Below are 21,782 nucleotides of genomic sequence, written 5' to 3' on the forward strand. Positions count from 1 at the left end.
TTACTTACTACTTTAGTGTCCGTACGCATTCTCGTCATTGTTCACGGCAAAGGCAATACCTACGCACTTTTCACGACACAAAGATATAAAAAATGACACATATCGACGACTCTTCTCTTTGCATTTTATAAAATTTTGACATATCTACACTCATCATCTCATTTTACCACCAGACTTGCCGCCCATTTTCATAAGAAAAGAAGGAAAAAAATTCTTGCTTTCATTATTTTAAAGAGACCTTATTCCATAACACTTACTTGAGGCCGTTCCGGGAATACGACTACCTCGTGTCTTTCCACATGTGTACATTATTCCTTGAAAATTTTCAGTCTCTTTATTTTGCTATCATTTTCGTTTGTCAGCACGTATTCTGTACCGGCTGAAGATAATATTTTCTCGTATTTATAACACTTTTGCATGCCATCTCCACTCACGAAAATACTATCATCACGGAGGCAATAATTATATCGTTCGCCCTGTAAGAGAATAATCTCATTGTCTTTTATTTGAAATCTTTCAATCTTTGCTATATCATCTTTCATATCCTCAAATGATACAGAATCTTGGAATTCAATACTAACAACGTTATAATTACCGTCTTCTAAACTGCTCGTTTTTTGGCATGACATGAAAAATGCAAAGGAAATGCACACCATAGAAATTGTAACAGTTGTTTTTCTCATAAGAATCTCTTTAATAAATGTGTTCATAACTATTTAATTGTATATATTGCTAATATTGGGTTTGTATTTGATTTAAAATTGGGCATCATTCTTCTTATAGCCTCCTTATCTTGACTATCTGGCAACATCATGCATATCATGAGTTCGTTATTCAGATACATCATATGCCCATAAAGTTTCTTATCATTAATGATATCTTCTTGGCGCGAGATGTCATATTGCTTTTTATTAATCTTATCATAAATCGTTGTTATTGTACTTTCCATATTAGAAGAAGAAAACATCAGCCACTTGCGATTTTCAAAATAAGAATATTTCGTATAGACTTCACCCTGATGCTTTTCGTAATCTGATAGTGGGTCGCTAGCTAATTGTGAAGGAATAGAGAATCCATAATCTATGTGATATTGTGTTTTTACAGAATCACCATGAACCAGATAAATATTGTCTTTATCTTCTCCCCCCATTAAACCAACACTGTCTCTGCCTATATGAATCAAATAGTCTGGATATATTCCTCCACTTTTGAAATCATCAGAAATAGAAACTAAATGCTTTTTATATCTGCCAAGACTATCACAAAGCCAAAGGCCTCGTCGTGCATTTTCGATATAATCCGGGGTGTACATCAAATAATCGCCATTTGACATCACTGTAAAGTCCCTAACAACGTCTTCACATTTAATATCACGCAGATAATCGCCATCCTTTGAAAAAACAACAAATCGATTCGTCATGGCATCCAAGATTATAATTTCGCCTGTTGTCTGCGAAACATCCATATTACTAATTGAAACATACTCATTTCTAGCTCGACCTTTACAATCAATTTTTCTAATGAGTTTCCCTTCCATACTAAAGCAATAGATTACACCAGCATGCTTATCACAGGCAAATAGATTCTTATCAAAAACTTTCAGTTCGTCAATAAATCCTATTAAGCAAGAGTCGTCTAGTTGTATAAAAGAAACGGTATCAATCATCTGGGACACTCTGAATGGAGTATTTTTGCTCATATTAAATTCAACATTTAAAACAAGTGCCTCTGTATCCATTTCTCTGCTTGCACATGAGAAAAACAGATATGACATCGTCACTAATGAAATTACAAATAATGTATTTCTGGTTTTTCTAAAGGTGTTATTATACATATTATTATTCAAATATTCTACTAATATCATATTGATAGATACATCCATTTACGTCATATCCATATAGAAAGGAATGATTTTCATCACATGTGAACGAATAAATACCTTTATCCAGGCATATCTGGCCTTTCAAATTACCATCCCAGTCTATTACCAACAAGGTCGGACTCTTCGTAACCTCATCCCCATCTAAATCGTTTGCCGAACATCTGTCTTGGAGTAAATATATATAACTGTCACTTAAATACATGGCATGATTATACAAAATCATCTGCTTTTGAAGTTCAGAGGCACTCCTTATCTGTTCCACCTCTTCAAAATTATATGTTCCAGCTTCCTTTATACCAAGTACATGACCTGTTTTTACATCAACAATATTTATAATGTCCATAAGGCAAAGAGCCTCAACAAGTTTTGCCTTATCTGGTTTGATTCGCGTGATTGCTCCATACAAGAAATGCAACAGACCAGTATTATCAGACTTTATAATTTTTGGATAGACAACAATATCCTGTGCTTGATTGGCCACATAGCGAGTTATCTTGGGAGGAAAGTAGATTTTGTCTCTAGGATCAACATATGAAAGTCCCTTTCTAACGATAGATGTATCATTATTTAAACAAAAATAATCATCCACTGCCTCGTGATGAATTCGAGACTTTGCAAAAACGCCCCTCTTTTGCTTAATAGATTCGTTGAAATCAATGACCTTTGTTGATTTCACATCAGAAATGCTCATTAATAATTGCTCACCTTCTTTCTCAAAAAAGCACACGGTCGGAGCTTTCTGAAATTCATTACTTGAATGACCGATTTCGCCAAAAGAGAACATAAGATCACACGAATTGACATTATACAAGTAGAATAAATTTGGCAAAGAAGAATTCCCCATCACAATCAGAATAGAGTCATGGATATCAATCCCCGAAACGCTCAATTCTGTAGATAGCACCAGTTTCCCCTTTATCGTATCCTTATTCTGACTAATATGCAATTCCTTTAAATCATCTACACGATAATAATCCCTATCTCCTGTGCACGATAATTGCATAGAGACACAGAGTACAACTAATACACAGAATGATATACTTGAACGTTTTCCTCCGTTCTCTCCATCAGCCATCGCCTCCACATTAGCCATCAGGAGGCCACAAAAGTCATTTACTGTATAAGCAAATGAGCGGAGGCCAATCCACTTAAATATACTTGATAAAACAAAGATAGTACCAACGAACTTCAAAAGAAATTCATTGACGCAATTAGGAACATTTGCTACTATATTCTTCATGAGAATACTTGGTTAAAGTATTATTGGTCTTTAGTCGTTGCAAAGATATCACATTATTTTGACATTTTCATATAGAATAACGGTTTGTATTAATGGTTTTACGATAATACAAAATGTAAACAACTGATTTTCTTCCTTTTACAAATACAGACTAACAAGAAATGTATTACCGAAAATACTTCATTTATCTCCATTTTCGACATTTTATATTCTCCATAATCTTTCAAAATTCAATTTACCACTATGTTTTTCACGCCCAGCACACCTTTGAAGTTATTATTTCTATAATAGCCACCTTTACAAAAATTTCAAAAAAATGTGCACCATATCATGTTAAAGTCTGTCATATCAAAGCCTACTTGAAGAATATTTCGTAACTTCGCAACCAAATTATCCATAGGATTGTATCATCATGAACGAGAATTTCGCTATAAAGCTCTTTGAGGGCAAGAAAGTGCGCATCGTATGGGATGCGGAGCAAGAAAAGTACTATTTCTCTGTAACAGATATAGTGCAGGTCTTGACAGATTCCGTGAATCCACGCGATTACATTAAGAAAATGCTTCGTCGTGACCCTGAGCTGAAATCCAAGTGGGGGACAATTTGTCCCCCTGTTGAAATGTTGGCTCCAGATGGTAAGCGACGTAAGACCCAGGCTGCTGACCTCAAAGGTATTTTCCGAATCATCCAAGCCATACCCTCCAAGAAAGCCGAACCTGTGAAGCAATGGCTTGCCGAGTTGGGCAGTATGCGTGTTGACCAAATGATTGACCCGGAACTGACCTTCCAGATGGCAGTTGAGGATTATCGTCGTCAGGGTTATAGCGACCGTTGGATCAATGAACGTATGCGCTCCATAGAGATGCGCAAGGAACTGACAGACGAATGGCATCGTTCTGGCATCCATGAGCCGAAGGACTTTGCCATTCTGACAAATGTGCTGACAAAGGCGTGGAGCGGCATGACCACGGGCGAGTACAAACGACACAAGGGATTGACGAAAGAGAATCTGCGTGACAACATGACAAACGTGGAACTGGCACTCAATACCCTTGCAGAAGTTGCAACAACAGAAATTGCCCGCCAGCGACAGACGCAAGGTATGAGTGAGAGTCGTCAGGCTGCACAAGCAGGAGGTCAGATTGCGAAGAACACCCGCGATGATTTGGAGCGTCAACTTGGTCGGACTGTAATATCCTCCGAACGTGCCTCCGACTATATCAAGCCTATCGAAAGTAAGGATGCTGAAATACGACCACTTCCAAAAGAAGAATAATAACACTATCAAGCAAGTAGCTTGATCATGGGGACTCTAGTGATCTGTTGATCAATAGAGTCCCTCTGATCACTTGAGAGTCCCCGTGATCCCTCATTTGGAAATAATAATATAACCATTTAACATTAAAGACCAACAAAATGAAAACCCTGAAAATCTTCGCAATCCTCACCCTATCGATGCTGACGGCAACCCTTCAAGCACAAGAAAAAGAAAAGCCCCTGTCGCCCAAAGGCACACAAGTCATCGCCCACCGCGGCCACTGGAATGTCGACGGGTCTGCACAGAACTCACGCCGCTCGCTGCAGCTCGCCCTCGACATGGACATCTACGGCAGCGAGATAGACATCTGGCTGACACGCGACGGCCACCTCTTCGTCAACCACGATGCCAGCTACGACGGTGTCACCCTGCAGGATGCCACGGCCGACGAGTGCCGCGCCCTCATTCTGAAGAATGGCGAACACATGCCCGAGCTGAAAGATATGCTTGCCCTGCTGAAGAAGAGCACCACCTCGACGAAGCTCATCATCGAAATCAAGGAATGCCGCACGCTACAGCAGAACCTCGAGTCGGCGCGACAGATCGTGAAGGCCGTGCGCAAGGCCGGCATGCAAAAGAAGGTGGAGTATATCTCTTTCTCCCTGGCCGCCTGCGTAGAGATAGCACGCCTCGACCCGACGGCCCGTGTAGCCTTCCTCAGCGGATGGATAACGCCGAAAGAACTCCACAAGCTGGGCATCACCGGTCTGGACTACCACCTCGCCGTCTTCCAAAAGCATCCGGAATGGGTGAAGGAGGCTCATGAGCTGGGTATGTACACAAACGTATGGACGATTGACAATGACGAGCATTTCCGTGAGTTTCGCGACATGGGCATCGACTACATCACCACCAACAACCCCGAGGGTGCCGTGAACGTCGTCAGCCAATAGCCAACAGCTAGTTTGATCATGGGGATGGTTCTGGTGATCTGTTGATCAATAGAACCATCCCCGTGATCTCTATATCTTAGATCAACACTATTTCAACATACCAGCATATATCTTTCCACTTGCCACATCTATCGCATACATTTTATGGTGTGAATCATCGTATGCAATGTTTGAAATGTTTTTGTCTATACAATAAGCAAACTGGCAGTTGCCATCCCAATCATATCCACACAACTTCAAGCCTTTGTTTTCCCTTCCGCTGTCTTCATCACGGTTGATCTCGTCAAGGGTTTTGCCACTCTCCAAGACAACAAAGATTTCGCTAGCTGCGCAAGCAGACACGTTGTAGAGCCTAATCTTTTCATGAGCATTAGACTCTGTTATCTCCTTCTCCAGGAATTCATACGTGTAGCTATCAGGATTAACAATACCCAATGATTGCTTTTTGCTGAGATCAAAAATCGTTGTTATATCGATATTGCTATTCACGCTGGCTACATGAAGACCGTCTGGCGACACAATCAACATTTGATCATAATATGCATCTGCACTTTGCGGGAAGTCTTTGGGTTTTACTATATCGGGGTAAACATCCCATATCTTCTCTTCGTCGTCTATGAGACAGAATTCTGGCGGGTAGAACAAATTGTCTCTAGGGTCATCGTAACTGACTCGCTTGTATATGAAACGTTTCTGACCAGGCAAATAGAACGTGCTATGAAAAACACTTCTGTTCTGTCCTTTAATGACACTTTTCACTACACACTTCTTCGTGGCAACAGACCTCCTTAGGTCTATAACCTTTGTGCATGCCCCATCTTTCACAAATAGCAGCGGCAGTCCCTTTTCGTCTCGCAGACAATATATTTGACCTTCGAAGAATGGGAAGTTGTCAAACTCGTTGAGTGCATGCCCCAATTGGCCAAAGACGGCAAGTTCTTTTTCGGTCGAAGTATCCAGCACCCTAAAAAGGGCATCCTTATCCCTTTGGGCCAAAATCAGATAACTATCTATGCAAAGTAGTTTATATACATCTGCATTCAGAGATTGCATTTCGCTTAACTGAAGCGTATCACTGGTGGTTCTTACATCTTTATCTCTTCGGATGTCAGGATTGTAATACCTGTGCGACAGGTCGCATGAACATAAGGCTATGCACAATGCCACAGTAAACAATATATTTTTCATATCCAGCATAAGGAAGAGGACCCTCATAGCCCCTCCCTATTAATTAATCACGCTTTATTTTAATACGCCATGAACTTTGTGAATATCGGTCTACACGTTCTACTACGTCACAATCTTTGAGAAGATATTTCCTAGTTATCGTAATGTTTTGCATAAATAATATTTCACTATAAAGGGATTCCCATTTGGGTTGATATTTTTAAACTTCTTTCTAATGTTTTTTACTTGCTGAGGATAACGCTTTTCAAAATCCATAGACTCAACTCCACCTTTCCAAGGATAATAAACAGATTGTGCCTGCACTGATGTATAAATTGCATCGTCTGTCATGTCAACAACATGTCCGAACTCGAAAAGATAATCGCCACAATACGTATCTAACCTATAGGTTTGAGTGTTGTTTTCTTTTTTATTCTGTACCGTAAGATAATAACATCCCTGATACAGGTAATAGAACATAATATAATTATCCGTTTCCCTAAAATCACAGATGTTCATTACATACTTATTTGAAATCTCAAACATACGCTGCCAATCAGAATAGTCATCAGCCGTTAAATGAGGAGGATTCGCTTCGCCACAATCCAACATAAACAACAAAGACGGCTTAGAGTTGATGCCGTTTAATCGATAGACTTCCCTACCTGAGTTCGAAAAGAAATACAATTTATTTTCAGCCATGGAAAATGTAGCGATATCACTATTATAAATACCTTCCAGATTGGGATTTATATCAACGTATGAATTTAGAATTTTGAAATCCTTATCCATAACCCACAAGTTATGAAACGCTTTTCCATCCTCACTACAATTTCCCATAAATCCCACATATCCGCCATCGTAAGAAACAATTCGTCGGAAAGACATTGGAAGAGTTATAACCTCAAGCAATTTGGTACCAGCAGCATTATATTTCAGTATTTTCTTATCAAGCCCACACAATATGTTGATACAGCCATCTTGCTTATCAACAAAAATATCGTCTATCTCAATATATTCATTAGCAGCATGTCCTACATTAGATATTTTTGAGAGAAATTGTCCTGTATGAGAAAACACATAAACAGCTTTGCTCTTTTGATCCATCACATACAGAAGAGTATCAGATTCTACAACCTTATCAATTTTTTGAATCCACGAATCTGTGCCTTGTAGAGAGATGATGTCAACACTATCAATAATATCCTTGTCTGATAACGACTTAACATTATTCAGATTTGCATACACAACATTAGAAACAACTTCGCCTTCTGCGCATGATTCGAATAGACACACACAGCTGGACAAAAAGAGTCCTATGACCTTACAAAAGATATTCTTAAATACCATCATACAAATTATTAATCATAAATTCTCATTTCATTAATGCCAAAATGACGTTGGACAATTTCTTGGTTGGCACAAGTATACTTGATATGTCATTTTACGCTAAAGAAGATTACTGCCGGGAGTTTTGTCTTTCCATCGTATATTCTCTGCAGTTGCTCAGGCACTCTGTTATAACCGTAATCATACATTTCTTTGCTAAAAGGTTCTCCAGCATCGAACACAAGTGAAATAATTTGGTTTTCATTCACAAAGAAATTATAAAGACCGCTGAAGCCATCTATCAAGGCAGTACTTGTGATGCTTTTCTTACTTTTTTTGTTATACAGCCAATAAGTACAGACAGATTGATACGTATATCTTAAAAGAACCAGGTCTTCTGTTTCTTGATAGTAATCGAGTCCTCTCACCCCTTTATATGCACTTATCTCCTTAGGGGTATGTTTGCCGACAACAAGAGTGGGTTCTTCGTCCATAATGAACCTGCCATTAAAATCGAACTTTACGACTTTCTCAAGGCTATCACCTTTAAACACCAGCACCGAGTCTGAAAACAACGGTATATGGGACAATCTATCACCGTTAGCATAAAACGTTTGCTGTGAGGCAGCGTAAGTATAGACGTCTTCACGCTGCAGCAGCTCCCGTTCTACATAATTATATTTATCACACTTCACCAAGACAGAGTTGCTTTCATTTTTATTAATATTAAAGTCGAACATGTATTCCTTATTCGACAGCATTCCAAAATCTTCCGGATGGAGATACGCAACATCAACAACCTTATCGGTAGTACCAGAATCATTAAAGATAATTATCTTATATGCGTTACCATCGAAGACGTGAAGACAACGATGGTCATCGACGAAAAAGTCTGCAGGTCCGTCTATATACTCGTTCTTTGCTCTTCCCCTTTCGCCTGCACGAAACAAGAACTTACCTGAAGTATCAAAAACATATATCGTCTTATCAAATTCCGAGTCCATGACATAGATTCTGCCGTTCTTAACAACAATCTTTGTGGCTTCATGCAGCTCCATCCCACTCGGCAACGATAATTCGCAAACAGAATCTACGGTGTACTGATTCTGTCTTAACCCTTCATTATCTGCATCTGGCTTGAGTCTTACGACCTCCCTTTTATAGTCACCAAGTGCGTTATACATAGACTGAGAGCACGAAATGACGGCTATAACTGTAAACAACAAGAATATTTGTTTCATATGCGCATATATATATATTAATTATTGACCAGAATTACTACATACTTCTTCTTTACCACTTTGACATGATAAAAAGAATACTGCTAACCCTAAGAGACAAAACACGACAACACTCTTCATTTTGCCTGTTGTTTAATCCTAAACTTCAGGAAAACAGGATTACCTGGGTTTGATTCTCTATCTGCAACAGTAGTCGTCAATTGCTCCCAATATTTTTTCTCTACTGGTTCTTTATCTGCTTCCATTAGTTTGACATCATTAATTATTTCGTCTCCTGCATAGACATCATAAACATGATTACCACGAAAATAAAAATTGTGCAATCCCAGATGATACATACTTGAGACATATATACCCTTACACAGCAAGGCAATTTCTTTACTCTTCTGATTTATCACAAGCTTATAAATACTATCCCCTAGACTAAATTTTACTAACAGGAAGTCATCTGAAGACTGTATTTGTTCTATGCCCAAAACGTATTTATCTAAATCTCCCTTCAATTCTTGCATCAGCTCTATGGCATCCATGCCTTTGCAGTTCTCCGGAAGATTATATTTGCCAAAATCGAGCGTTATAAAAGGCTCACACTTACCTTTCGTCACCTTGTATATGGTGTTTGACTCTCTATCGGCATAGAACATCGTATCAGCAGAACAAGGTGCACAGCAATTATCACAATCAAGACCAGGTCTTTTCTCAAAAGGGAGATATGACGCAACTAATGTGCCGTCTTTCGTAATTTCAAAGAGGCCCTTTTTACCTTCTTCCGTTTCACTTCCTTGATTGACAAGGAACAAATGGTCATCGATAACAAAGATGTAATTTGCCCAATATCTCTCAATGTTTGTAGAACCTTTGAAAGTTCCATCATAACCGTACTCAATGACCTTCTGTGATGACAAATCCAAAATATACACACTGCCATTGGCTGCATAGAAATCGGTTATCTCTATATATTCCTTAGACGATTTGCCAAGATGAGAAATCTCATTTTCGCAGACGCCCTTACTATTCAGAACATGAATTTTCTCACGATCGTCGCCCAACACAAAGATTCTATCTTTATCAAACTTCATGTCCTCCACTTCACCAATTACAGAACTGCAACTGACAGATAACAAATCTCCATCATCAGGAACAAGCAAGCGTGCTTCATCATTGGTAATTACCGGTTTTGAACTATCAACATCCACAAACAGGACGCTACCTGTCTGGTTGGTATCAATTGCCCTGCCACAACACATCAACATTAAAGCGAGCAATGCAATTCCAAAATTATACAATACTTTCATACAGTCTATTGTTAAATATGTGTTTGGTAAAAGTTTATAGTGCTAACTGCAACGGGGAGTTTCCCCGAAACAGCACTATCGATTGTTTCATGGTAATGGCTTATACTTAAGAATTACGTGTTGATCGGTTTCCTTTGCTGGCTGGCTAACGAATGTATATTTCACGTTTGCGTTGTCCAGAAATCCGCCCATATCTTCATCGTGGTAATAAATAAATTCGCCTATCAACGAGCCATGGACACCAACTTTAGGAAGAATATAGTTCTGACACCCATCTGCAATCACTTTGTGATTATTCCTGTCTATTAAGCATACCCGAAGTGCAATAGCATAGGAATATGTCACCATCATGATGCTATCTGTGACCACTACCTTTGCGATTTTGGGGAAAGGATATTCAAACAGCTCTTCTTTTTCTAATTTCGACTTTGTCATTCTTTCCATTGTTTCACGCTCGTTGGGATATGACAGATGGATAAGATTCTTTATTTCATTGCCATTGATAGCAAAGATTGTTGAGAAAGGCTCGGGAGTAAACAGAAGACCAGCGTCCGTCTTATGGAAAATGGTGGATTCACCATACACCCAAGCTCGTGTTTCGGGAATATCCATAAGCAATGTCGTCGTGTCGCCTTGCAACACGTCCAACTTGTGCAGGTAGTAAGAATAGAGATATATGCGCCCGTCAACAACTGCAAGACGCTCATAATCGCCCTGAGTTTCTATGGAACGAGAGAACTGGAAATCAGGTGTCAGCTCTATGATTTTCTCTGGATCACAGAGAAGATATATCTTTCCACTTACAGAATCCACATCAAAGTCCTTGATTCTCGCATACTCATTTCTGCTCCTACCTTGCTTTTCATAACAATTCTTCTGTCTGCCGTCTTGAAGATCAAACAGATACACGCCACGGTCGCCAAGAAGGAACACAGAATCTCCGCTATTAACCATCTTATGCACCAATCCCAAGAAAACTGTTGAGTCGAGTGGAATAGCTGTCACCTCTTTAGAGATATCGGAGACCTTTATGCTGTCATTTCTCTCTCCGACCATATAAGTGTTTAATGCACCTGCTGTAATATCTCGTCTTTCCTTATTACCACAGGAATAAGAAAAAAAAAGTATGACACCACATAACGAATAGAGAAGTGCCTCATTCAATTTATTCATAAAAACAACTCTTTTTAAAATTTTATTATTTCTTTAAGGACATCCGACCTTTCATAATTTAAGCATCTAAACGAAGTTTGCTTGGACAAGCATTCATTATAGTTTTTCATTGAGTTTTAAAAATATGACAACTGGATTATGTACGTCCTGCAGACCATTATCAACCACAAACTTCCTCATGTATGAGTTCTCGCCAACATATTCGGGATATAGCAATGCATAAAACTGGTCTTGGTAGGTTCCTACTATGCCATAAGCTTCATCGAAGGGAGCCTTGCCAAAGAACACCTGTCCACTCTTTTTGTTTATATAACCTTTGTAAATGCAATGATGGGGGCCTCGGAATTCTGTATAAAGCCATGTCTTCGTCTCACATGCACGTTGCAAACACTTGAAATAATCTTCCATATCGTCAACCTTCTCGAATTCCGGGCTTGACAGAGGTCTCATATTCTCGGGAAGCGCATCTTGGCCCATATCAAACTCATAGATGCGAGACAACTTCCCATCCTTGTATCTATCAATGAAAAATTGACCATAGTCTGAAACCACCATTGTCTCTTCTTGATTACGATAGAAGACATCTGAAAAGAACGCGTAGCCTGTCTTGTCGCGAACGCCAGCAATTTTCCCGTTTTTTAAACATGTCACACTATATCTGCTGTCTTGACCATAAAATAGGATATCACCCTCTGAACTAAAATCAAACAACGCCACATCATCCATGGCCATGCGTTTCTTGAACTTTAAAGAGGAATCATACCACAAAAGGCCACGCGAATCTGCTACCACAAGATCACCGCTGCTTTGGTCGTATGCGATATCACTGATGCCAAGATATTCTGATTTCGCACGGCCTTTTTCGCCAACAGTTGATAGAAATTTCCCTTCAAGAGAGAACTTATACACCTTATCAAACTTTCTGCAAAACGCATATATCGCACTGTCACCAATCACACATTTGTCAACACCGGATAACAGGCTATTATCGGTTTCCTCTAGTACGATGTATTTTTCTACACTGACAAGCTGGTCCCACCTGTCAAAATCATGAGTTGTCATGTCAAAAGTGCGACAATTGTTCTGTTTTGCACAACCACAAACAAACAATGACACGACACAAAACACTATTACCTTTACTATTTTCATATCTCAATGCTTTTTAGAGATCACATTGGCATGTAGTAATGCTTCTTGTGCTCTCGTTCCTGGAAGTCGTAGTATAAGTTTAGTCTTTAAACCTTATCTGAACAATAGCTGGAAGACCGTATTTCTTGCACAACAAGTCCTTTACCACGGATGGGGTAACAGACCATTCCTTCTCTTGTTCTTTTTTTGAACTGCTTTTGTTTATGGCTAGATCCATTATCATATCGACATCTTCTTTAGTAATCAGCCAATATGATGTTGAGCCACTCAATGTGTAGGCTTGGGCTGGGAAAAAACCTTTAAACGGAACGGTCAGGAATTGATACTGAGATCCTGTCCTCTTGTCTATAATACAATTTACGTTTAACATCGATTTTGAGTAAGACAGATTGATATATCTAGGAGTTTCATAATAGTTTCGAATTCCATTAATACCTTCATATCGCATATATTCCTCGATGTCGCCTACATTCGCTTTTTTCTTGATGTCACTAGTAAGAAAAGGAGATTTAAAACAGATTTTCTTCACTTCCACCAGAGAGTCTGACTTGAAAATTAGTACAGAGTCTGAGAAATTCGGAATGTGGTATAAATAATCTCCGGATCTAACAAAACACATCTCGTCGTTAATAAACTCATGATTGCAATCTATTTCAAAAAATGGCTTGACAAGTTCCTCATCATGGTTGAATATACCCAACTGCAAGCCTCCCCCGGCTTCTTCGTTGTCAAAAGCAGCCATTATGTTATTTTCGCTTGTAATTCCTATTGCATAAGGCCACATCTTTAACCTCACGAAATTCTCCTGCTTGCCAGAACGGGAGAAGATATGGACTCTAGGGGTACTTCTTTCGAAAACCTCAACTCTATTATGCTTGGAATCCACGAAAAAATCGGAAGGCTTTTCTATGTACTCATTATTTGCATGTCCTCTCCGACCAAGTGATGCAACAAAATTTCCGAGACTATCAAACACAAGAACCGAATGATTCACTTCCTTGTCTAACAAGTAGAAATAGCCATCAACATATTCCATTTTCTCACACTGCAGCCCCAAAAATCGTTCTGGAACAGACAATGGGATGACCCTGTCTATTATATATTTAGTTGAATCACAGCGAAGGTCAAAACGCATGCTGTCATCATTAATCTCAAGCTGGTTTCTTGCATATGACGTATGCAAACTTCCACGTGTACATGCGGAAAAAACTGCAACAACAAGAAACGCTGCAATGCAGGGCAGCAAGAATAAGTTCTTTTTCATTGGTTTTTTTTATTGGTAAAAGTTTATAGCGCTAACTGCAACGGGGAGTTTCCCCGAAACAGCACTATCGATTGTTTATGGTTATATGGCCCATGTCTCTGCATCTTCACCACATCCTTACCCATGTGGTCGGGCCATCTCTTCAGTCAGCACATATATAATTGGCAGCAAAGGTAAAAAGAAAGACAACACCCCGCAAACCTTTTGTGTTAAAGTTTTTAAAATACGAATATACTTTCACTTTTTAACCAGAAACACATGCCACAAAGCATTTCGCGGCATCCATCACCATCATTGAGCCACAAACTTTTTCATCGTCTTTTCTTTATTCTTTTTGTTTGGTTTTATTCTGAGTAAGACTGTTGGAAGACGAATATGGAGTATCAGATGGTTTGCATCTTTTTATGCTTACAACAAGGGCGTCATATAAACAGGAAGATTTTCCTTAGCTTGAACCTTGCGTAGCCCCTCCCCTCCCATGTAGGGGAGGGGTCGGGGGTGGGGTCAGTATTGTTCTAACTGCAAATGGAGTTACAGACCCCACCCCTGCCCCTCCCCTTGAAGGGAGGGGAGTGCCTACGTAGTCCTTGGATTTTCAACCGCACAGTACGAAATTTTTCGCTTCATAATAGTGCAATTTACACCTTTTTGAGATTTTTTATGATGCAAATATACACCTTTTTGAGATTTTTATTCTATTAGGTTTTACACCTTTTTGAGATTTTTTGCAAGGATTTTGGCAAAAAAGAGTAAAACTTTTATTTCACTTCCACAAACCAAAAGTGTTACAGACCCCACCCCTACCCCTCCCCTACATGGGAGGGGAGTTCAGCAGATGATATATGCAATTATAGAACATACCCCAATAAGGAATCTTTCGTACTATGCGGTTGAAAATCCAAGGTCCCTGTAGGTACTCCCCTCCCATGTAGGGGAGGGGGCGGGGGTGGGGTCAGTGTTGTTCTAACTGCAAATGGAGTTACAGACCCCACCCCTGCCCCTCCCCTTCTTGCGTCCCTTCGGTAGCAAGCGAGCAGAGCTCGAGCGGAAGGGAGGGGAGTGGCTGCGCAAGGTTCAAGCTAAGAAAAGAAAAAGCCCCCGAAAGTCGGGAAGGAGACTATCGGGGGCGCGTTAGTGAGTTTTATTGGAATATGTTTTATCGTGGCATCTGTACGGGGAAAGGCATGTCTTGCTTAGGCTTTTTCATATAGAACTCCATGTTCTCTATGATTATGCCCGCAGGCGTGATGAACGACGTGCCGACACCATTGATAATGGTGTTGGTGACATTCTCCTCTTTAGAGGCAGCAAGGATGTGCAGCAGATCGCTCTTCTGAACATCAGGCAGCTGGTCGGAACGAACCAGCTCCTCCTCGCCAGTAGCCACGTTGACACGATAGAGGCAAGGGTTGCATCCCGCAGGCTGACGGATGATAAAGGCCGTCTGCAGTCCCTGGTTCTTGGCTGTCTTGCAAAGCAGTCCCTTCAGCTTAGCAAATGGTTTGGCATTGTCCACCGAGACCTTCAGTATGCCTGGGACAACAGTAGAGCCTACCGTCTGTGAGGCATTCATAAAGCGGTTGTTGCCAGTGGACGACAGACTGTTGAGGGCTGGGTAGCGTCCGTTGAGCAGTTGACGCACGAAGCCACCCTCTAGCAGTGTCAGCTCCTTGGCCGGTCTGACGCCATCGAAGTCGTATGTGTAGTTGCCAAGCAGTTTGACCGACTTGTAGATAGGCATGTTTGTGTACTGCCTGATGGACAAGTGAGGATCCAGGATACGCTTACCTACGAGCAAGCTGGACAGGCTGCTACCCTCTTCCAGTGTACGTTTAGCCGTCAGCAATGGAAGAATCCTGGCGTTTATGACGTTACAGATGGCCGTGCCTTCAATCATTACCGGACCACTATAATAGTCGTTGACAGCCTTTGACTGGCGTATCTGCATGAGGTGTTCGGCAAAGTTGCGAACCTCTGCCATCAGTGCCGGTGACTCGAGTTCTGCATCCGAGCATACCAACTTCTGCAGGTTGTCATGATACTCGTTGCCATCAAGGGTACGGATGCTGGCCACGACGTCGATCTCGGCAAAGCCATGATTGCTCTTTATCTTGATATTTTCCGATGTAAGCCTATACAGGGAACTGTTGCGGGCATACAGGCTGACACTTGAGTTGTAGATATCAGGATAGTCGCTGAAGATGGCAGAAAGACGCATGGCCACCTGTTTCATCTTGCTATAGTTGATAGTGTCGGTGACGGATGGCTCGATAATCTCTGTCGGTTTCATGACCAGTATGTCGGGGATGGCCTTTTCCTCTTCCGACTGGGGGTTGTTAGCACGAAATGTCATCTTCTGCGAGAGACCGTTCAGTCCGTACTTGTACAGATAGTCAGACGCTGACCAGAACCCGTGGCGGATGTTGTTGTAATCGACCTGATCAGTGAAGTCGATGGAGACCACCTGACCGGGCTTCATGTCGCCAATGAGCATACTGTTGCCCATCGAGAGATTCATGCTACCCGTCGTGGTAGCCGGCTGATAGGTCTCCTGCAGATTGCCGCCCAGCACCGACCGTATATACGCACTATGGTTACGACTGATGTTGTAGCTGACGAGGAATGGCGTAGGGTAACCGGGATAAGACAAGCGACTGGTGCGGTCCATCTCGTCGCTCATGGCCTGGAAGATGACATCCTCCTCCCTACTGCCGTTCAGCTCTTTGACCTCTGGTGCAGGCAGGATTTCGGGCTTCTGCAGGTTCTCCATGCGGCGCTGCGTCTCGATTTTAGAAACATAGATCATGGGAGAAGTGGCAGATACAGGCACCCAACCAGACTCGGCGCCACACATGCCCGTGAAGGTGCTGCTCTCGTTGCCGGCAGCCGTGATGTTGGAGAACATCGATAATGGTGTGCCAATCATATCCACGCCACGTACAAGTTCGTCGGGGCGTCCGTCGGTGAACACGCGGTAAACCTCGAGTGGTGTGACATTAAACGAGTTCAGACTGCCGCCCTCGCCAGTCAGCGTGTAGCCGCTGGTGACACTCTTGAAGAAGTAGCCGTAAGCCTTGCCCTGCTTCTTTGCCTCGGCGATGAGCATTGAACGGAGCTGATCTTCGGTGTACGACTTGGTCGTTTCGACAATCAGGTTTGACTGACGCGACACTGGGTCATTGCCACCTGTGGTACGACCGTGACCATTACTCTCGGGGAAGCCATCAAGCGGCACACGGCTCATCAGGAAGCTCGTCAGCACACCATTGGTCACGCAATCAACACGACGGGCGCGTACGCCTTCGTCGTCATACAAGTAGTGACCGTTGAGTGCGGCACCCTTGTATTCCTTCAGCGTGGGGTTGCAGTAAACATTGAATGTCGAGGGCAGAACCAGTTCGCCAACCATCTTCTTGAACGTCTGTCCACCCTTCTTCAGGCGATGGCCTTCGAGTCGGTGACCAAATATCTCGTGAAAGAAAACACCGCTGGCCGGACCTGACAGGATAGCCGGGCCGGTGTAGGGGTCGGCAACAGGTGCGTTCTTCAGCGCCTTCAGGCGTTCTATCATGTCCTTAGCATCACTGATCATCTGCTGTTGCGAAGGCATGTTGTCCAGCTCGTAAGCAAAGTAGTCCTTGTGCAACGGACAAGACATGCCGTCGAAAGCCTTCACCGAAGCCTGCACGATGATACGAGCCGCCTTGCGGTTTTGCACAACACGGCTACCCTCAGAGTTGGTGAAGTAGGTGCGGATGACCTGGAAGGTCAGTTCGGCTGTCCCCGCGTCAATGTCAGAATATGAGCGAAGGACACGCGTGATTTCGTTCAGGCGCTCCTTCCATTTCGCTACGTCAATCTTGGTTGCCGCAGCAGGCAGAGGTTGCTCATAGTACTGTTCAACTGGCGCCTTAGAAAAGCAAGGTGCCTTGTCTTCGTCTTCCGAACTTGTGAAGGCCTTGGCCTTGGCCGCGTTATAATTATTGACAGCAATCTGATAGCGGCGCAACACCTCCTGCCAAATGGCCTGGCGCATGGAGGGGATGACGGCACCGTTGACGGGAATGTTGATGCCTTGGCCATTGCGCTGATTATCGCCCGAGCCCTGATTCTGGTATTTGAAGTTGTCGAGCGCCTCGTCGCCCAGACGAATCTGTGGCGTGATTATGCGGCTGTGGGCGGTATTGACGGTAGCAGCACCGAGATTACTGCGGACGATGGTGCTCTGCTCGTCAACCAGGCGCAAGCTCATGAAGTAGGGAATATTGTTGGGCTGCTGTTGCAACTGGCTCATGTTGTAGCGGAGCTCAGTGCCCAGAGTCACTAGGAGCGAATCGGAGTCCAGCGATTGTGCTGAGGCAACAGCGAGATTAAAGATGCACGAGAACAGAAGAAGTCGTCTCCTCATTACTACTAACAGATGGTTTGTGTTCATATTATTTCTTGGCTTTTGCATCCTGTTCCTTCATGAACTTCAGACTGTTCTCCATGCCCTGAGCCTCATAGGTAGCAGACTTGACGAAGCTATTGACATAGTTCTCGTATTTCGCCTTTTGGGCATCGTTCATCTTGGGATACTGAGCCTGCAGCAGTCCGTTGAGGATCACCTTGAAGGCATCGTTGGCGGGGACATAGCGCACCACCTCGTCGTAGAAGTCAATGAGCTTGTCGTAGTCCTGCTCAATGACATGCAGTGCGATGCGTGGCACCAATGCGATGCCCTCGGTGGGAGGAAAATCGAGCATCGCCGTGATGAGTGCCGCCTTGCGCACGTCGTCCACCGTGTAGTCATGTTCGCGACCGCTGGCTACCAGGTACATGCCTGTACGATAGGAGTCGAGAATCATGCGTCGCGTCTGTTCTGTGCCGATATGCTTGTTCAGTCGATCAATGTCGAGCATGATCTTGTCGAAGCGTGGTGAGCGGAAGTCGGTGTTGGCCAGAACCAGTGCGAAGAACGAACGGTCGTAGCGCTGTGACTCCCACTTGTTTTTCATCATCTCGTCAATCACGGGTGCCGGGTCCTGTCCATGGTCCATCATGGCCTTAATGAGTTTCATGCCCAGTTCGTATTCCGGTTCGCTGAAGAACTTCTTCTTCATCATGGGAACAGAGTTATCGGGCTTCTGTGCCTCCTCAACGCGCTTGAGGAATTCGTCCAGACTTGAAGAGCCGCCAGTGATGCGGTTGATTTCGTCGCCATTGCCATCAAAGATAATGAACGTAGGGAAAGCCTGCACTTGGAACTTCTTCATCAGTTCGACGCCTTCACCCTTCTGCATGTCAACCTGTATGCTGACAAAACGCGAATTGAAATAGTCGCCACATTCCTTCAGTGGGAAAATCTCCTTGGCCATTTTGGCGCAAGGCACACACCACGACGTATAGCAGTCCATGAAAAGCATCTTGTTTTCCTTCTTGGCCTTGGCAACAGCCTGCTTGAAGGTGAGGCCTGTGGTGAAAGCAATGCCCTGGGCCTGGCAGATGATGGCTGAGAACAGCAGCACAACAAATAATATGTTTCTTGGCTTCATAAGAATCAGTTCTTTTTCAGTTCGGTTTCAATCAGTTGCTTCAACTCTGGCTCCGAGGGGCGTGGCGCATTGGTAGTAACGACGTTGCCCTGTCTGTCGAACACCATGAAGCGGGGAACGGCATCGATGACGTAGTCGTCAACAAGTGGGCCTTTGCGGTAGCTGATGAGCTGAACGCCTCCCATGTGTTTTTCGGTGATCATCTTCTGCCAGGCGGCACGGTCGGTGTCGAACGAGACACTCATGAAGACAACATCCTGACCCTGGAACTCCTTCTGGAGCTGTTCGAGCATGGGAATCTCCTTCTTACAGGGGGCACACCAGGTAGCCCATACATCAACGACAACCACCTTACCCTTGTAGTCAGAGAGCGCTTTCTGCTTTCCGTCCACATCTTCATAGGCGAAGTCGATGGCTGGATTGCCAGGCTGGTTGACCAACCAGCGGCGCAGCAGGGCGTCGCGGCGTGCCTTCTGGTCGGCCGTAACAAAGCTACTCTCGTACTGCTTGCAGCGCACGTCACAGCTATCCAGCAAGTGGCGGTTCATGGCTTCAATCATAACCTCGCCGCGTAGCTGAGGGTCAGAGATGTAGGTCAGGGAAATAGGCAGTGTGGGACCCATGATGAAATTATAGACCCAAGCACGGCCAAAGGCATAGATGCTGATCAGATCGAAAGGAGCAGCACTGTAGTTCCACATGTCCATGCTATCATACTGGTAGTTGTTGAAGAGCTTCTGCAGATAGGCAGGATAGTCCGTCTTCTGGCCAAACTCAATGCCGTTGGAGAAGACGTTCAGCACATCATACTGCAGGTTGTAGGGCATGGCCTTCTTGACCCAGTTGTCAAAGTAGCTGTTGCCCGTGTTGACCTTGGCAATCAGCTGTTCGGCCAGCGGTGTGATGCTGTCTATCAACTCGTGGTAGCGCTGCGACCCCGTGCTGCGGCCCAGGGGTGTATAGTCGAGCTGGCGCAGAGGGGCCAACAAGCTGTACCATGCAGCGAAAAACTTGTTTTCCTTGCTGAGCTTTCCATTGAAACGGATGGTGCCGTCCTTGACGGTGAAGTCGATGGTCTCGCCCTGTTTGATGTAAAGGGGGTAGAACTCGCCGTCGGCTCCCACATAGTTCACCTTGCCGATGATGCCCATGTTGGGTGTGACGTTGACCTGGAAAGAGCGGTCGGTAGAGCGGAGGCCAGCCATGGTCTTAGGTACGAGCTGACCCTTCTCGTTTTGTGCAATATAGAGCATATTGCTTTTTTGTCCCATAACGTCCTTCAGGAATGTTCCTTTCAGGCTTGCATTCTGGGCTCCCGCTGTGAGAACAGTCAGCAGGAGCCCCGTAAGAAAGAGATTTTTTTTCATTATTTATTGAATGGTTTCTATGATTTCCTTGAGGATATGATACTTCTCCATGATATAGGGATACTGACCATAGAGCGCTTCAAACTCAGCTTCATCATACGTGAGAATGGCCTGGCAGTACATCATGATGTCCATGAAGGTGCTGGCCGGCGTATAATAACTGTTAGAGGGATCAGGGCCCAGGAAGCCCACCTCCTCGACGGTGGGATGATTCCAGTCAGTGGGGTCGGCACCTGTCACATACTGTCGGAGATAGCCCGTGTACATGTTGTAGATATCTTTTGAGGGCGACAGGTCTCTCGACACGTTGTAGAAGCGCTCCAGCTTGGCGTTATACTCATCCGTGTGCGTGATATAGTCGCCATAGAGCACGCGCAGGATAGAACCTTGCATGGCCTTCTTTTCCTTGTCGCTCATGTTGGCCAGATTAGCCACGTTAGAGATGACGAGGGTGTTGAGACCCTTGAAGGCATCATTGCCGAAAGAGCGGCTGTACATCTGGTCAACGAGCAGAATGCTGTGGATGTGCACCTTCTTAGGTGTCAGCGGCATGATGCTAGCACGCAGGTAGCGCAGAAACGCCGGAATATACTTACGAGTGGCGTAGGTGAAGTTGTCAACCACCGGTTCTATGTTGGCCGAGGCACCTCCACCCATGGAGTAGCTCAGTGTGAGCGTCTCGTAGTGTGTGTATTCGTGTCCGAAGACGTCCACGCGCTGCTGCTGACCTATCGTGTCGTTGGCAAACACGGGGATGTTGTAGTCCTTATAGAACTGATACATCGCGTGAGCAACCGAGTCGTCAGGGTTGTCCTGAAGCTCAAACCAGTTCTTCGTGTAGTCTGGAAACTCGGTGATCTCTTCTTCCTGGCATGCTGACAGGGCCAGTGCTGCAAGGACCGTTGCGAAGATATACTTATATGTTTTCAT

16 protein-coding genes are annotated in these 21,782 nt (G+C 43.6%); 2 read left to right on the top strand and 14 right to left on the bottom strand.

Going from position 1 to position 21,782, the window contains the following annotated elements; all coding sequences use genetic code 11:
• Nucleotides 1–308 precede the first annotated feature (308 nt).
• The 3 genes from T433_RS0100690 to T433_RS0100700 are packed head-to-tail and all read right to left on the bottom strand — an operon-like array spanning nucleotide 309 to nucleotide 3,122.
• Nucleotides 309–710, bottom strand: coding sequence for a hypothetical protein (locus T433_RS0100690; RefSeq protein WP_155808231.1), 402 nt, complete (start codon nucleotides 708–710; stop codon nucleotides 309–311).
• Between the two features lie 2 nt (nucleotides 711–712).
• Complete coding sequence (locus T433_RS0100695) at nucleotides 713–1,864, bottom strand: 6-bladed beta-propeller (RefSeq protein ID WP_162164149.1); 1,152 nt, start codon at nucleotides 1,862–1,864, stop codon at nucleotides 713–715.
• Nucleotides 1,839–3,122: a BF3164 family lipoprotein gene (locus T433_RS0100700; protein WP_027454460.1), complete on the bottom strand. Its 1,284-nt coding sequence runs from the start codon at nucleotides 3,120–3,122 to the stop codon at nucleotides 1,839–1,841. The genes T433_RS0100695 and T433_RS0100700 overlap by 26 nt, the downstream gene beginning before the upstream one ends.
• 412 nt (nucleotides 3,123–3,534) lie before the next feature.
• Between T433_RS0100700 and T433_RS0100705 the strand changes: the two genes are divergently transcribed.
• On the top strand, nucleotides 3,535–4,398 hold the full coding sequence (locus T433_RS0100705; RefSeq protein ID WP_027454461.1) for a BRO family protein: 864 nt from the start codon (nucleotides 3,535–3,537) through the stop codon (nucleotides 4,396–4,398).
• 140 nt (nucleotides 4,399–4,538) lie between these two features.
• The gene (locus tag T433_RS0100710; RefSeq protein WP_027454462.1) at nucleotides 4,539–5,333 is read left to right on the top strand and encodes a glycerophosphodiester phosphodiesterase family protein; all 795 of its coding nucleotides are present in this window, start codon (nucleotides 4,539–4,541) and stop codon (nucleotides 5,331–5,333) included.
• Nucleotides 5,334–5,420: 87 nt separating this feature from the next.
• Here T433_RS0100710 and T433_RS0100715 read toward each other — a convergent pair whose 3' ends face one another.
• The 11 genes from T433_RS0100715 to T433_RS0100765 all read right to left on the bottom strand — a co-directional run bounded on the left by T433_RS0100715 (nucleotide 5,421) and on the right by T433_RS0100765 (nucleotide 21,782).
• Nucleotides 5,421–6,548: a hypothetical protein gene (locus tag T433_RS0100715; protein WP_155808234.1), complete on the bottom strand. Its 1,128-nt coding sequence runs from the start codon at nucleotides 6,546–6,548 to the stop codon at nucleotides 5,421–5,423.
• 108 nt (nucleotides 6,549–6,656) lie between these two features.
• Nucleotides 6,657–7,853, bottom strand: coding sequence for a 6-bladed beta-propeller (locus tag T433_RS0100720; RefSeq protein WP_044108898.1), 1,197 nt, complete (start codon nucleotides 7,851–7,853; stop codon nucleotides 6,657–6,659).
• Between the two features lie 86 nt (nucleotides 7,854–7,939).
• Complete coding sequence (locus tag T433_RS0100725; protein ID WP_027454465.1) at nucleotides 7,940–9,070, bottom strand: 6-bladed beta-propeller; 1,131 nt, start codon at nucleotides 9,068–9,070, stop codon at nucleotides 7,940–7,942.
• A gap of 116 nt (nucleotides 9,071–9,186) precedes the next feature.
• Nucleotides 9,187–10,365 carry a 6-bladed beta-propeller gene (locus T433_RS0100730; RefSeq protein ID WP_027454466.1) on the bottom strand — a complete coding sequence of 393 codons (1,179 nt, stop codon included), beginning with the start codon at nucleotides 10,363–10,365 and terminating at the stop codon, nucleotides 9,187–9,189.
• A gap of 87 nt (nucleotides 10,366–10,452) precedes the next feature.
• On the bottom strand, nucleotides 10,453–11,538 hold the full coding sequence (locus T433_RS0100735) for a 6-bladed beta-propeller (RefSeq protein ID WP_044108900.1): 1,086 nt from the start codon (nucleotides 11,536–11,538) through the stop codon (nucleotides 10,453–10,455).
• A 96-nt stretch (nucleotides 11,539–11,634) separates the two neighbouring features.
• The gene (locus tag T433_RS0100740) at nucleotides 11,635–12,687 is read right to left on the bottom strand and encodes a 6-bladed beta-propeller (RefSeq protein ID WP_081778285.1); all 1,053 of its coding nucleotides are present in this window, start codon (nucleotides 12,685–12,687) and stop codon (nucleotides 11,635–11,637) included.
• Nucleotides 12,688–12,766: 79 nt separating this feature from the next.
• Nucleotides 12,767–13,951, bottom strand: a complete 1,185-nt coding sequence (locus T433_RS0100745; RefSeq protein ID WP_027454469.1) for a 6-bladed beta-propeller — start codon at nucleotides 13,949–13,951, stop codon at nucleotides 12,767–12,769.
• Between the two features lie 1,156 nt (nucleotides 13,952–15,107).
• Nucleotides 15,108–18,386 carry a metallopeptidase TldD-related protein gene (locus T433_RS15710; protein WP_162164150.1) on the bottom strand — a complete coding sequence of 1,093 codons (3,279 nt, stop codon included), beginning with the start codon at nucleotides 18,384–18,386 and terminating at the stop codon, nucleotides 15,108–15,110.
• 1 nt (nucleotide 18,387) lies between these two features.
• The gene (locus T433_RS15715) at nucleotides 18,388–19,485 is read right to left on the bottom strand and encodes a thioredoxin family protein (RefSeq protein WP_081778287.1); all 1,098 of its coding nucleotides are present in this window, start codon (nucleotides 19,483–19,485) and stop codon (nucleotides 18,388–18,390) included.
• A 5-nt stretch (nucleotides 19,486–19,490) separates the two neighbouring features.
• Complete coding sequence (locus tag T433_RS15720; protein ID WP_052356920.1) at nucleotides 19,491–20,852, bottom strand: TlpA family protein disulfide reductase; 1,362 nt, start codon at nucleotides 20,850–20,852, stop codon at nucleotides 19,491–19,493.
• A gap of 3 nt (nucleotides 20,853–20,855) precedes the next feature.
• Complete coding sequence (locus T433_RS0100765) at nucleotides 20,856–21,782, bottom strand: hypothetical protein (RefSeq protein ID WP_027454471.1); 927 nt, start codon at nucleotides 21,780–21,782, stop codon at nucleotides 20,856–20,858.

Source organism: Xylanibacter brevis ATCC 19188 (assembly GCF_000621725.1).
Lineage (GTDB): Bacteria > Bacteroidota > Bacteroidia > Bacteroidales > Bacteroidaceae > Prevotella > Prevotella brevis.